The 13,478-nt window shown below is 70.8% G+C and carries 12 protein-coding genes; 2 read left to right on the top strand and 10 right to left on the bottom strand.

Translation table 11 applies throughout. The features are described from left to right. The first annotated feature begins 87 nt into the window (after positions 1 to 87). Positions 88 to 822, top strand: a complete 735-nt coding sequence (locus ACFY10_RS10125) for a hypothetical protein (protein ID WP_390664588.1) — start codon at positions 88 to 90, stop codon at positions 820 to 822. Here the strand turns inward: ACFY10_RS10125 and phsA are convergent. From phsA to ACFY10_RS10090, 7 genes are all read right to left on the bottom strand, one after another. Continuing rightward, positions 810 to 2,693: an O-aminophenol oxidase PhsA gene (gene phsA, locus ACFY10_RS10120; RefSeq protein WP_390664587.1), complete on the bottom strand. Its 1,884-nt coding sequence runs from the start codon at positions 2,691 to 2,693 to the stop codon at positions 810 to 812. The genes ACFY10_RS10125 and phsA overlap by 13 nt on opposite strands. 41 nt (positions 2,694 to 2,734) lie before the next feature. Next, entirely contained in the window at positions 2,735 to 4,981 is a 2,247-nt protein-coding gene (gene cyc2 / locus ACFY10_RS10115) for a germacradienol/geosmin synthase Cyc2 (protein WP_390664586.1), read from the bottom strand. Between the two features lie 101 nt (positions 4,982 to 5,082). Beyond that, complete coding sequence (locus tag ACFY10_RS10110; protein ID WP_390664585.1) at positions 5,083 to 5,835, bottom strand: ABC transporter ATP-binding protein; 753 nt, start codon at positions 5,833 to 5,835, stop codon at positions 5,083 to 5,085. Further along, complete coding sequence (locus ACFY10_RS10105) at positions 5,832 to 6,641, bottom strand: ABC transporter permease (protein WP_390664584.1); 810 nt, start codon at positions 6,639 to 6,641, stop codon at positions 5,832 to 5,834. Before ACFY10_RS10105 ends, ACFY10_RS10110 begins: the two co-directional genes overlap by 4 nt. A gap of 44 nt (positions 6,642 to 6,685) precedes the next feature. After that, complete coding sequence (locus tag ACFY10_RS10100) at positions 6,686 to 7,513, bottom strand: ABC transporter permease (protein ID WP_390664583.1); 828 nt, start codon at positions 7,511 to 7,513, stop codon at positions 6,686 to 6,688. A gap of 7 nt (positions 7,514 to 7,520) precedes the next feature. After that, entirely contained in the window at positions 7,521 to 8,501 is a 981-nt protein-coding gene (locus ACFY10_RS10095; protein WP_390664582.1) for an ABC transporter substrate-binding protein, read from the bottom strand. Between the two features lie 122 nt (positions 8,502 to 8,623). After that, positions 8,624 to 8,989: a hypothetical protein gene (locus ACFY10_RS10090; RefSeq protein WP_390664581.1), complete on the bottom strand. Its 366-nt coding sequence runs from the start codon at positions 8,987 to 8,989 to the stop codon at positions 8,624 to 8,626. A gap of 137 nt (positions 8,990 to 9,126) precedes the next feature. Here ACFY10_RS10090 and ACFY10_RS10085 point away from each other — a divergent pair, with 137 nt between their 5' ends. Next, positions 9,127 to 10,389, top strand: coding sequence for a cytochrome P450 (locus tag ACFY10_RS10085; RefSeq protein WP_390664580.1), 1,263 nt, complete (start codon positions 9,127 to 9,129; stop codon positions 10,387 to 10,389). 17 nt (positions 10,390 to 10,406) lie between these two features. On the opposite strand, the gene ACFY10_RS10080 is transcribed toward ACFY10_RS10085, so the two are convergent. The 3 genes from ACFY10_RS10080 to ACFY10_RS10070 all read right to left on the bottom strand — a co-directional run bounded on the left by ACFY10_RS10080 (position 10,407) and on the right by ACFY10_RS10070 (position 13,224). Continuing rightward, entirely contained in the window at positions 10,407 to 11,576 is a 1,170-nt protein-coding gene (locus ACFY10_RS10080; protein ID WP_390664579.1) for a damage-control phosphatase ARMT1 family protein, read from the bottom strand. A 46-nt stretch (positions 11,577 to 11,622) separates the two neighbouring features. Further along, positions 11,623 to 12,270: a ScbR family autoregulator-binding transcription factor gene (locus ACFY10_RS10075; protein WP_390664578.1), complete on the bottom strand. Its 648-nt coding sequence runs from the start codon at positions 12,268 to 12,270 to the stop codon at positions 11,623 to 11,625. Positions 12,271 to 12,342: 72 nt separating this feature from the next. Beyond that, positions 12,343 to 13,224, bottom strand: coding sequence for a ScbA/BarX family gamma-butyrolactone biosynthesis protein (locus tag ACFY10_RS10070; protein WP_390664577.1), 882 nt, complete (start codon positions 13,222 to 13,224; stop codon positions 12,343 to 12,345). Positions 13,225 to 13,478 lie beyond the last annotated feature (254 nt).

The raw sequence follows: 13,478 nt of genomic DNA, 5'->3' as shown, positions 1-13,478 counted from the left end.
GCACACCAGGGTCGCATCAGAAGTCCTTATCGAGGGTGCAGAAATCATCGTTGGACGCGATCCGGCACCCGCGCCCAGGATGAGGACATGACGAACACCGCAGGCCGGACCGCCCGGGTCGCCCTCGTCGGCGACCGCTCTCCCAACGTCGTGGCGCACACGCGCATCCCTCGTCTGCTTGACGCCCTCGCCGAGCGCGAGCGGCTCGTCCTCGACGCCTACTGGATCCCTTCCGAGGACGCCGAGGCCGCGGACGCCGTGCACGGATTCGACGCGGTGTGGGTGGTGCCGGGCAGCCCGTACCGCAGCCAGGAGGGCGTGCTCTCGGCCATCCGCACCGCGCGCGAGGAAGGCATCCCCTTCCTCGGCACGTGCGGCGGATTCCAGCACGCCCTGCTGGAGTTCGCCCGCAACGTGTGCGGGCTGACCCGGGTGGCCCACGCGGAGAGCGACCCGGAGGCCGAGGACCTCCTGATCGAACCGCTGGCCTGTTCGCTCGTGGGCCATCAGGGCACGGTCACGCTCGAGGCGGGCTCCCTCGCCCAGTCCGTACTCGGCTCCGAGCGGACGGTCGAGCGCTACTTCTGCAAGTACGGGCCCGCCCGCCACCTCGACACGCTGCGCGCGCACGGCATGCGTTTCCCCGGCCTGGACGAGGACGGCCACGTCCGCATGGCCGAACTCCCCGGACACCCCTTCTTCCTGGCCTCGCTCTTCCAGCCGGAGCTGGCCGGCGACGGCTCGCGCCCGCACCCGATGATCCGGGCGCTGGCGCGAGCCGCGGTGGCACACGCGGCGCAGGCCGAGGGTCAGCCCGTGTGACCCTCGCCGTGACCGCCGTGTCCGCCGTGCGCGCCGCCGTGGTCGAACTTCATCGCCTCCTCGGGCATGACGACGAAGGGCCGCATCATGCCCATGTCCTCGTGCTCGAGAAGGTGGCAGTGGTACATGAACCGGCCGTACGCGCCGTCGAACTTCCCCATGACGCGCAGTATTTGGCCACCGGGCACCCGGAAGACGTCCTTGTAGCCGAGTTCGTTGGGCGCCAGCGGAATCTGCGTGTTCGCGTCGTACGCGATCGGCGCACGCGTGCCGCCCACCGCCGGGTCGAAGCCCGAGACGTCGTACGCGTCCCGGCCCAGCAGCTGGAAGTCGGCCAGGTGGATGTGCATCGGGTGGACGATCGGCGCGAGGTTGAGGAAGCTCCACTGCTCGTAGGAGCCCTCGGCGATGGTGAAGCCGAGGCCGTCGTTGAACGTCCGGGACGTGCGCCGGTACGTCTTCGTCGTGCCGTCCGCGCCCTTGAGCTGGATGATGCCGTCGGTAGGGACCTGGACGTCGCCGGGGTCGGTGACCTCGGTCATCTCCCAGATCTCCGGATGTCCGCCGGCGCCCTTGGTGGCGGGCGGCGTGAGCACGATCAGCCGGTGGCCGTGCTGGATGTCGTGGGTGAGCCGACGGAAGGAGCCGGAGAGCACCTCGGGCAGTTCGAAGGTGTCCGCCTCGCCGCTCGCGCCCACCCGGAACTCCAGGACCGCCGGGTAGCGCACGTCGTTCACCGGGTCGGGCACGCCCGGTGCCTGTCCGCGGCCCTTGTTGACCAGGCGCAGCTTCTTGCCCGCGAGACCCCGGAAGTCGACGAGCAGGTCGAAGCGCTCGGCCGGGGCCGCGGTCAGCGTCGGCAGCGCGTCGTCGAAGTCGACCGGGACCGGGCGGGGCAGCAGTCCGCCGTCGCTGCCGATCTGGTGGACGACGCCCGGGACCGGGTTGTCGTCCTCGTCGACGAGGACGAGGCTGTAGATGCGCGCGTTGGACGCGTTGACGAGCCGGAAGCGGTACCAGGCGTCGTCCACCTCGGCGTACGGCCAGATGCGGCCGTTGACCGTGGTGTACGGGCCGCTGAACGGGATCGAGACCGGCTTGCCCGTCTCCGGGTTCTGCTGCTGGACGATCACCGTCTTGTGCAGCAGCCGCCCGTTGAGCCGGCCGTCCTCGTCGGTGTCGAGGTTCCGGTCGGCGAGCAGCAGCGGGATCTCCCGCTCCCCGGACGGGAGCCCGAGCGCGTCCTCCTCCTCGTCACGGACGAGGTAGGTGCCGTACAGGCCCGTGTGCACGTTCCACCGGGTGATGTTCATGGCGTGGTCGTGGTACCACCACTGCACCGCCTGGTGCTCGTTCGGATACTCCGACAGCTGGGCGTCGCCGTAACCGACAGCGTTGTCGGCCCAGCCGTCGTTGCCGCCGCCGGTCTGCGCTCCGTGCAGGTGCGTCACCGACCAGGCGGGCAGGGCGGCGACGTCCTTGTCGGGTTCGACGCCCTCCCGGCCGGGCTCGGTGGTGGCCGGCGGGGTGCCGGGCGCGCGGACCGGCACCTCCACCGAAGTGACCGGATATTCGCTGCCCTTGGGAATGCGGTTGGTCCAGGCGATACGGACGCGCTGCCCACGGCGCACCTCGATGGTCGGGCCCGGTACCTGCCCTTCGTACCCCCACATCAGGGTCGGCGGCAGCTGCGGGTGCAGGCGGACCCAGGTCGGGCGCAGGGCGATCTCCGTCTCGCGCGTGACGTCACCGGATCCGGGACGCAGGACGGGCGGGACGGGTAACGGCGCCACGTACGGCGCCAGTTCCTCCGGAGCCGGCGCCGCTTCCCCCGTGCCGCCCTCGGTGGTCCTGTCGATGATTTCGGTCAAGGCTTGAACACCCCCGTGTTCTGTGGTCTGTTCCCCTTGCCTCAGAAGACTCCCGACGCCTCGCCCAAGTTGCCTGAATATCCCGTTCCGTACGAGAAGGTTCGGAAACCGCAAGTGGAGGGGGAAAGTCCGTTGTCGGGGGACTTCCCCACGGCAGGCGCCGGGGCGAAGCCATGGGTGCGGCGGGCCAGGTATGCGGGCTTGTAGCGGTCCACGGTCCGGTGCCAGTTGAGGATGCCTGCCATCCAGTTCTGCAGGTCCTTCACATAGCCCTCCATCACCTCGCGTGCCTCGTCGGAGAGGTCGAAGTCGTCGTAGACAACGGGTAGTTCGTGCGCGGCGACGTGTTCGAACTGCTGCATGCGCTGGGTCATCAGGTCGTGGATGACGGAGAGTGCGGTCGGGTAGTCGACGCCGAAGAAGTTCTGCACGACGAGGATCGCATTGTGGATCTCGCCCTCGTACTCGATCTCCTTCTGGTAGGAGAAGACGTCGTTGATGAGCATGCCGTAGTCGATGGCCGCGTTCTCCAGCGAGCGCACGGGGCCGCTGCGGTAGACCTCCGGCTGGACGGCGGGGCCGTGGCCCATCCGGCACATGCTCAGGGTGAGGTCGGAGCCGAAGGTGGCGCGGCGCATCTCCAGGTAGTCGACCGGGTCGGGGATGCGGTTCTGCAGCTGGTTGGACAGCTCCCACACCCAGCTCTCGGTCATGACGTTCACCGAGTCCTTGAGGGTGCGCCGCTGGTCGGGGGTCATCTCCGCCGTCGTGCGCGCCCACAGGTCGGTGAGGCCGCGCTCCATGCCGTTGAGCGGGGCGGGGACCTCCTCGCCCTCGACGGGCATGCAGTCCGACAGGCGCTGGGTGGTCAGCCGCGCGGCGGCCAGGTCGCGGCGGTGGCCGTAGACGAGCGGGTAGTAGTCGTCGCCGTACGTCCCCCAGGCGAGCCACTGCGAACTCAGGTCGAGTGCCTCGGGTGTCGCGTCGGGGTCGAGGCCCGCGGAGCACAGCGGAAGATCGGCCGCAGCGAGCCTGTCCTCGTCCCAGACGCCCTCCTGGAGCATGCCCATGGCGTGCATCCAGTCGGTGAGGCGGTGCCGGGCGCCCTCCAGGTGGGGGCTCAGTGCGACGTCGAAGGGCATGTGGAAGTCGGGGAGCAGGGACGGCCCGACCTTCTGGTACGGCACGTGCGTGTACGCGCGCAGGCGCTCGGCGCCGGCCGCCGCGAGCAGGGCACCGACGTCGGCGGCGGAGGTTCCGGGGCCGGTCAGGCCGTGCCACGGATTCGTGGACTGGGCGCGGGCGTTCATGTAGCGGCTGGAGCGCATGTGCCATTCGTGGCCGCCGGACTGCCAGTCCTGCAGGCCCTGTGCGTACTTGGCGACGGCGGCGACCTCGTCCGGGGTGAGGCCCTTCTCCAGGGCGAGTGCGGGCACTTCGGTGAGGGCGGTGTGCTCGAACTGGTGGAGGCGGGAGGTGAGGATGTCGTTGACGGTGTCGGCGGCCTCCTGGGTGGTGCAGCCGAAGAAGGTCTCCAGGACGAGCACGCCGTTGCTGTTCTCGCCCTCGTCCTCGACCTCGCGCTGGTAGGAGAACAGGTCGTTGCGCAGGTGGACGGCGTCGGAGAACGTCTCCATCAGCACCCTGAGCGGCCGCGAGCCGGCCACGGCGGCGGGGACTTCTGCGGTCGCGTACTCCACGAGCCCCGCCGACCAGGGTGCGCCGCCCACCTTGCGGCGCATCTCGATGTACTCGACGGGGTTGGCGATCCGCCCCTCGTTGATGTTGGACAGCTCCCACAGCGACTCGTTGAGGAGATGCTCGGTGGCCACGGCGAAGCGGCGGCGCCAGTCCACCGACATCGACGGCACGGTGCGTGCCCACAGGTCGGCGAGGCCCGCCTCGACCGGGTTCTGCGGCTCCGGTACGGGAGTTGAGAGGTCCAGGGGCATGAACAGGGGCAGCCGGTCCAGGTAGGCCTTGCCGCCGACGCGGTCCTGGCTGCGTTTGAAGGTCTCCAGGAAGTGGTCGTCGAAGAAGAAGACCCACACATACCAGTCGGTGATCAGGGAGAGGGCGGGGCCGTCGCACTCGGGGTGGGTGTAGGCGCAGAGGAGTCCGTAGTCGTGCGCGTCGAGGTCGGACTGCTCCCAGATCCCGGACCCCTCCAGCATGCCCATCCCGCGTGCCCACTCGACCGAGTGGGCACGCGCCTCGTCGAGATGCGGGTTCAGCCGCGCGGGATACGGCATGTAGAAGTGCGGGAGTTCGAAGGGCTGCTGCGTCATGGCCGGGGCCCTACCCGTGGTCCTCCGGCACCATCCGCGAGCCCGGACATGATCACACCATCGCGTGAATCAGGAGTGGATCTCGGGACGTGCACGCGGCCTCATCCGCCCCGGACCGCCCGCCCCACCTCCGCCCGCAGCGCCACGAACTCGGGCAGGCCCCGGGTGGTGATCTGGTCGCGCTTGCCGGGGAGTTCGACGGGCAGGTCGAGGACGATGTGGGAGGCGGGGGCCGGGGACAGGACGACGACGCGGTCGCCGACGTAGACGCTCTCGTCGATGTCGTGGGTGACGAAGACGATGGTCGCGCCGTCGGTGCGGTGCACCTCGAGGAGGAGGTCCTCCAGGTCCTCGCGGGTCTGGGCGTCCAGGGAGCCGAAGGGTTCGTCCATGAGCAGCAGGGTGGGGCGGCAGACCAGGGCGCGGGCGATGGCGACGCGTTGCTGCATGCCGCCGGACAGCTGCCAGGGGTGGCGGCGGCCGGCGCCGTCGAGGCCGACGCGTTCCAGGATGTGTTCGGCCTGGGCGCGGCGCTCGGACCGGGGAAGACCCCGGCGGCGCAGCGGGAGTGCGACGTTGTCGCGGGCGGTCAGCCAGGGGAAGAGGGAGCGGCCGTAGTCCTGGAAGACGACGGCCAGTCGGTCGGGTACGCCGGTGACCGGAGTGCCGTCGACGGTGACGGTGCCCTCGCGCGCGGGCTGCAGTCCCGCGACGGTGCGCAGGAGCGTGGACTTGCCGCACCCGGACGGGCCCACGACGCACAGGAGTTGGCCGTCGGGGACGGTCAGGGTGATGTCGTGCAGGACGCGCTGGTCGCCGTAGCGCTGGCCGAGGGAGTCGAGGCGGAGCGTCATGCCGTGCTCCTTCCCCGTCCGGTTCCCCGTCCGACGATCCGCCGCTCGACCGCCAGCAGGGCGGTGTTGAGGAGGTACCCGAGGACGCCGAGGAGGAGCAGTGCCGCCCATACGGTGAGCAGGTCGGAGCGGGACTGGGCGTCGGTGAGCGTGTAGCCGATGCCGTTGGCGGTGCCCGGCAGCAGTTCGGAGAACACCATGAGGATGAGGGAGAGCGAGAGGCTGAGGCGCAGGCCCGCGAAGATACGGGGCAGTGCGGAGGGCAGGAGCAGGAAGCGGAGCCGTTCGACGGGGTTCAGGTGCAGCACGGCGGCGACGTCGAGCCGCAGCGGGTCGGTGTTGCGTACGCCTTCCGCCGTGTTGACCAGTACCGGCCAGACGGCGCTGAAGGCGATCGACGCGATCTGCATCGGCGTACCGAAGTCGAGGACGACGACGAAGACGGGCACCAGCGCGGGCGGCGGCACGGCCCGTGCGAACTGCAGGACGGGATTGCAGAGCGCGTACGCCCGGCGCGACCGTCCGACCGCGACACCGAGCCCGATCCCGGCGACGGCGGCGATCCCGAACCCGGCTGCCATCCGCCCGAGGCTCGGCAGTACGTCCCCCACGGCGGCCTCGGTGAGAAACGCGCGGCGGACGGGCCCGGAGAACCACAACTCGTGGGCGCGGTGGGCGATGCGGCCCGGGGGCGGGAAGTAGACGCTGCCGCGGGCCTGGGCGGCCGCCTGCCACAGCGCGAGGGCGAGGAGGAGGACCAGAAGGCGGAGGAGGAGGTGGTGGGGTGTTCTCCGGGCGGGTTTCACGGATCCCCGGCGTGCTGCGTTTCCGTCCCGACGGATCGCCTGCTTCACGACCGCACCCCACGCCCGCCCGCGCGCCGCTCCGGTGTCCACGGGAACAACCGGCGTTCGCCCCAGACCAGGACGCCGTTGACGACCAGCCCGAGGGCGCCTGCCCACACCACGCCGGCCAGGACGTCCCGGGTGCCGTCGGTCGCCAGGCCGGCCTGGGCGATGAAGATGCCGAGGCCCTCGCCGAAGCCGGAGAGGAGTTCGGTGGCCACGGCGAGGATGAGGGCGACGGCCGCCGAGATACGGATGCCGGCGGCGATGAAGGGAGCCGTGCCGGGCAGTTCGACACGCAGCAGGACGGAGAGCCGGCCGAAGCCGAAGGCGCGCAGGGTGTCCTTGGCTAGCGGGTCGGTCTCGCCGAGGCCGTAGACCGAGTTGAAGAGGACGGGCCAGACCGACGCGTACGTGATCAGCGCGACCTCGGTCTCGGTGCCGGTGCCGAGGAGCAGGGAGACCAGGGGGATCAGCGCGACCGAGGGCAGTGGCCGCAGGAACTCCACGATCGCGCGTACGGCGGAGTCGACGACGGGCACGCTGCCGAGCAGCAGACCGAGCGGGACGGCGATCGCGACGGCGAGGCCGAGCCCCAGCGCCCAGGCTTTCAGGGTGGCACCGACCCCGTCCAGGAAGGCGCCGTCGCCCGCCAACTCGACGGCGCGGAGCAGGACTTCGGAGGCGGGCGGAAGGTAGCTGCGCCGGACGATGCCCGCCCTGCCGACCACCTCGCAGACTCCGAAGGCCAGCAGCACCCCGAGCAGACCGAGCCACAGCTCCTGATGCCGTCCCGGCCACTTCAGCCGTGTCTGCCGTGTCAGCCGCTTCACCTGGGCGTCACTTGACCAGCAGCGTCGCCGGGTCGATGGCCTTCTTCAACAGCCCCTGTTTCTTCATGAGTTCGGTCAGCCGCCGCAGCTGTGCCACATCGGTGGAGGACGGATACGTCGGCAGCCCGATCGACTTGGCCTGGTCCGCGGTCACCTTGGTGTACTTGGGGAGTTCTTCGCGCACGGCGCCCGGGTCCTGCGCCGCGATCTTCGAGGCGGCCTCGACGGCACGCTGGAAGGCGGCGGCCTCCTCGGGGTGCCCGGCGGCGAACTTCTGCGTGGTGACGTACCCGCTGATGGGGAGCGACTGGACGGGCGCCGAGCCGCCGTCCAGCAGCACCTTCGCCTTCAACTCCCCCTGGATCGCGCTGTCGAACGGCTCCACCGCGTGCACGGCGTCCACCTGCCCCCGCTCCAGGGCGGGCCCCATCAGCGGGAAGGCGATCTGCCGGTACACCGGCCGGCCGACGCCCCGCGCGTCGAGGATCGCGTTGAGGGTCAGCGACTGGATGTTGTTGAGGATGTTGACGGCGACCTTCTTGCCCGCGAGGTCGGCGACGCTCTTGATGCCCGAATCCTTCGGCACCAGTACGTCCATCATGTGCGGCGCGACCCGTACGCCTTCGGCGAGGATGCGGAGGTCGAGGGTGCCCTTCTCGTCGGCCTGCAGGAACGTCACGTAGTTCGCGCTCGCGATCACGTCGACCTGTCCCTTGGCCAGGGCGGGCAGCGCCTGGATGCTCTGCTGGACGGGCTGGATCGTGACATCCAGCCCCTCCTTCTTGAACAGCCTGCGGTCGCGGGCAATGTAGAGCGCTGCGGAGTCGGTCAACGGCAGTGCGGCGACGGTGACTTTCGTTCCTCCGCCGCTGCCCGCCGACGTGGAGCCCCCGTCGTCTCCGCAGCCGGCGAGGAGCAGCGTCAGGGCGGCCAGACCGGCCGTACATCTCGAGATTCCAGCCGCCCGGGGCCCACGCCCCGCTCGCACCCGGCTTCCCACCTGCAATCGACGTAACGCCATGTGGGCATGACTACCAGGGAATTGTCATGATCACCACAGATTGATCGGCCGAACCGTGTTCTTTGGAGAAATACGAAAGCGCTTCCCGGTCACCGCTTCGCGCGCCGGGGAGTCCCGGGTCCGCGCATCGCCGCCTTGTGGAGCCGCTCCACCTCCCGCAGACCGGCACGCTCCGGCTCGTTGCCCTGGAACACGACGACCACGCGGCCGTCCCCCGCCACGACGGTGAGCCTGGTTCCGTAGTCGACATTCTCCCCGCTCCCGGACCGCCACTCCTGGAGGTGAATGGTGAGCTCGGTCCAGCGGTAGGCCCGCAGGGCGTCACCGCGGGCCACCACGACGCCGAGCCGGAAGCAGTACAGCCGAGGGGTGGGGCCGCCCGCGCGCCGCTCGTATCGAGACGTGAAGGTACCGACGAGCAGCGCCTTCTCACGCTCCCGCTTGCGCCTGCGCACAACGCCTCCCCCGGCTCCTGAGGGGCGTTGCCCCCGCTGGGCTCTGGCCGATGAATGCCCGCCGGGACGGACACTCAGCCCTGTCCCCTGAGCGCGTTCCCTTGCCGGAGCCCCGCCCGTCACGTCACCGTGGTCGCATGAATGTGCGTGCGGCCCCGCCGGTCCCGGATGTCTTCGATCCGCGGCAGTACGCCGCCGGGGTGCCCCACGCCGCCTACCGCGTGCTGCGCGACCACCACCCCGTGGCCTGGCAGGACGAGCCGGAGGTGCTGGGCTGGCCGGCCGGGCCCGGGTTCTGGGCGGTGACCCGGCACGCGGACGTCGTACGCGTCCTCAAGGACTCGGCGACGTACTCCTCGCACCTCGGCGCGACCCAGATCCGCGATCCCGACCCCGACGACCTCCCCTTCATCCGGCGCATGATGCTCAATCAGGATCCGCCGGAGCACGGGCGCTTGAGGCGGCTGGTCAGCCGCGCCTTCACCCCGGGCCGCATCGACCGCTTCACGACGGTCGCTCAGGAGCGGGCCCGGACGCTGTTCGCTCAGGCGCTGCGGGCGGCCCGCGCGGCCGACGGCACCATCGACCTCGTCACCGCCGTGACCGACGACTACGCCCTGCTCAACCTCGCCGACCTGCTCGGCGTCCCGGACGGCGACCGCGGCCTGCTGCTGCACTGGACGCAGCGGGTCATCGGCTACCAGGACCCGGACGAGGCCGGCGCCCCCGTGCTCGACGCGGCGGGCAAACCGGTCAACCCCCGCTCCCCCGCGATGCTCCGGGACATGTTCGCCTACGCCCAGCAGCTCGCCGCGCGCAAACGCCGCCACCCAGCCGACGACGTGATGACGACCCTCGCCCACGACCCCGAACTCGCCGACGCCGAACTGGAGATGTTCTTCTTCCTGCTCACGGTCGCAGGAAACGACACCGTCCGCAGCGCCGCCCCCGGCGGACTGCTCGCCCTGGCCGAGCACCCGGAGGCGTACGAACTGCTCCGGGCCGGGAAGGCCGAACTACCCACGGCTGTGGACGAGTTGCTCCGTTGGCACCCGCCCGTCCTCACCTTCCGCCGCACCGCCGCCCTCGACACCGAGCTGGCGGGGCGGCACATCCGCGCGGGCGACAAGGTGGTCGTCTTCCACGCCTCCGCGAACCGCGACGAACGGGCCTTCACCGAACCGGACCGACTCGACCTGTTCCGTACGCCGAACCCGCACGTCTCCTTCGGCGACGGTCCGCACGTCTGCCTGGGCGCCCACTTCGCCCGGTTGCAGCTGCGGATGCTGTACGGGGAGGCACTGCGCGCCCTGCCGGTCCTGCGCACGGCGGGGCCGGCCAGGCGGCTGACGTCCAACTTCATCAACGGACTCAAGTCGCTTCCGGTGCAGGTGACTTGAGGTTCAGGCGCCGGTTCTCACGTCCGCACCTGGATCAGCGCGTGCGTGCCGCCGGTCCGCCACCGCTGCCCCTCGGCCGCCACCAGCGCGGCCTCCGTGTCGGGGTCCAGGCCGGTGATCACGTCGGACTTCAGGGTGCGCAGGGCGGCGACCGGACCGGGGAAGTATGCGGTGAGCTCGCTGAAGGGTGTGGTCGGGGCCCACAGCCGGTCGCCCACCAGGCGGCGGTAGTTGAGGTCGCCCTTCACCAGGGTCAGCGTGGCCGTGGCGAGTTCCGCGCGGAGGTCGCCCGGCATGTCCGCGTACGGCAGCGGTGCGGCTGAGAAGGGGTGGGCGCGCAGGGCCAGGCGGCCGTCGGTCATCGCCGACCACAGGATGTGGCCGTACTCGACGGCGGCGCCCTGCGCCCCGGCCAGCCTCCGGAGCGCGTCCAGCACGTCGGCCGTCGTCGCGTCGGAGACGTAGTACGGGTACGGCTTGACGTGCAGGACGGCACGCCCGATGCGCCCGCGCTCGAGGAGGTGGGCGATGAGGAGCAGGTCGGGGATGAGTTCGCGGCCCGCGTTGTCCGCGATGAGGCAGAGAGTGCCCGCGCCGGCCGGCGGGAACAGCGACCAGAGGGTCTCGCTGTCGTCGGCGACCAGGCTCGGAGCGGTCTCCGCGGTGCCGGTGTCGGCGGCGGAGAGGCGGAAGCCGAGGTCGGCGCGGTTGCCCCAGAGGGAGCCGTGCAGCAGGGCCCGGTCCTGGTCCCCGGCGGACAGGGCGTCGAGGGCGGCCAGCTCCTCGTCCGTCTCCGGGGAGTCGAGCTCGGCCAGCTTGAACGGGCGGAACGGGTCGATGCCCTGCCAGGGCCCGGAGCCGAAGTGGCCGACCGCGTCCAGGAGTTGGCGGTAGAAGTAGCTCTCCGACCAGAGCCAGGGGACGTCGTACCAGGAGCGGCCGGCGTACTCGGCCATGCCCCACGCCTCCCAGCGGGCCCGGTCGTGCGCATCGGCCGGGAGCGGTTCGACGACGCCCTTGGTGCAGCTCGCGAGGAGCGCGTCGAGAGCGCGGTGCTGTGCGGGGCCGTACGGGAAGGCCTCCCGTACCTGCCGGATGATCGCGGGGTGCCGCTCGGCGAGCACGCTGTGGGGGAACGACCCCGGCTCGTTGCCGAGGATCACGGGCGCGGACGGGGTGTGGGACATGCGCCCCACGATAGATCCGCCCCGCGGCAGATCCTCCGATCCTCCGTCAGATGGTTCTGATCTCCCGCTCCAGCCGGGCGGCGAGGCTCACATAGCGGGCGCGGCGGGTCACCGGCACCAGGCCGCGGATCATGAGGTGCCACATCTCGGCCAGCCTGCGGGGCTGGTGGGCGACGGGTTCGAGGGAGCGGCCCACGACGCGGGTGCCGACGAAGAAGCTGACGAGGGAGTGGGCGACGGCGTCGACGTCGATGTCCGGGTGGACGTCGGACTCCTTGACGGCGCCGAGGAGTTTGCGGGAGGCGAGGTCCCGCCACTCGGTGAAGGGGTGCTGGAGCGGCGGTCGCACGACGACGTCCCCGGCGGCGAGCCGGAGCCCGGCCCGTGGGATCGGGCCCTCGACGGAGAGGCGGGCGATGCCGAAGGTGATGCGCATCAGGGTTTCGAGCGAGGAGTAGCCCCGGCCGTCCAGGTCGTTCGCCACCTCGCGCGAGGCCTTGGACTGGAGCTCCATGATGGCGTGGGCGAGGTCCTCCTTGGCCGCGAAGTGGAAGTAGAGGGCGCCCTTGGTGACTTGGGCGTGCTCGACGATGTCGCTCAGACTGGTCGATTCATAGCCGTGGCGGTCGAACAGGTCTGCTGCGGCCGTGATGATCGTCGCGCGGGTCTGCTCGGCGCGTAACTGCCTCGCCATCGACTGAACACTCCTGGGGGTGGAAAGAACGGGCCGTGCTGTTTGTTTTCTTAACTCCCCGTGAACGATATCTCACCGTGCGGCGGCGCCGACGGTGCACTCGAAGACCGTGGATTCGCCCTGGAATCCCCGGACCTCCAGACCCGCCCCGTTCCCGTCGGTCACCTCGATCCAGGTGGGTCTGTCCAGCTCAGCATACTGATGGAAGGCTGCACGGAAGGACACACCCCCGCCATGACCGGCCGTCCGGGCACGGGCGGCCTGGCGGGCCGCCTCCAGGAGCAGCATGCCGGGGACGTGATCGAGCGGATGGTCGAAGAAAACGGGATGGGCGGTATCTACTCGCAGTTGCCAGCAGCCGGGGCGGTCGGCCGGGGCCAGGACGACGTCCGCGGGCAGGGCCCGGTCAACGGCGGCGGCCGGCAGGGCGGGCGGGAGCGGCAGCGCGGACACGGTGGCCGGGGTGCGGCCGCCACGGAGCCTGCGGTAGACGGACTCGCTGGTCCAGCTGACGGCGATGTGCGCGGTCGCGACGCGCTCGCCGCCGAGGCGTACGTCGGTGTCGTAGCGCAGCGCGGTCGGGCGGCCGGCGCGGTGGCGGACGTCGAAGACGGTGACGTCCAGGACGGGTTCGGCGGGTACGGCGGCGACGGCGAGGTGCTCGGGATGCGTGGTGAGGTGCAGCTCCTTCAGCACGAAGCAGTGGTCGAGCGGGGCGTCGTACTCGGTGTGCGCGAGGAGTGCTCCGCACTGGCGGACGGTCTCCGCGACGAGCAGCGGCTCGTAGGCCGACCGGTCCGCAGACACGTGTAACTGATGTGCTCGCGGCCATTGTGCGAGCAATGTGAACCGGTCGGGGCCGGTCCGCTCCCAGCCGGTGAGAAACGTTTCGGCTACGGCGGCGCGGTGGACGAGCTGACGAGGCACGGTGGCCGTCAAGGTCGGTTGAGGCATGTCTCTCCCTCGGCCCCCGAAAACGGATGACAGACCAGACGGCGAGGTGCGCGTGCCGGCGACCGCCAGAGTACGAGGCGACCGGTTGGTTTTCAATGAGACGTGGGTGGCCCCGAGATGCGTACGGCGCAGGTGAACGCAGGGCGGGGGGGGGGGGGGGGGGGCGCCGCCCGCGGGCCGCCCCCCCCCCCCCCGGCCGGCGGGGGGGGGGGGCGGGGCCAGACGCAAGAGGAAGAGAGGAGCAGATGTGGGGT

Source organism: Streptomyces sp. NPDC001401 (assembly GCF_042895385.1).
Taxonomy (GTDB): domain Bacteria; phylum Actinomycetota; class Actinomycetes; order Streptomycetales; family Streptomycetaceae; genus Streptomyces.
This window is presented reverse-complemented; position numbering and strand designations above follow the sequence as displayed.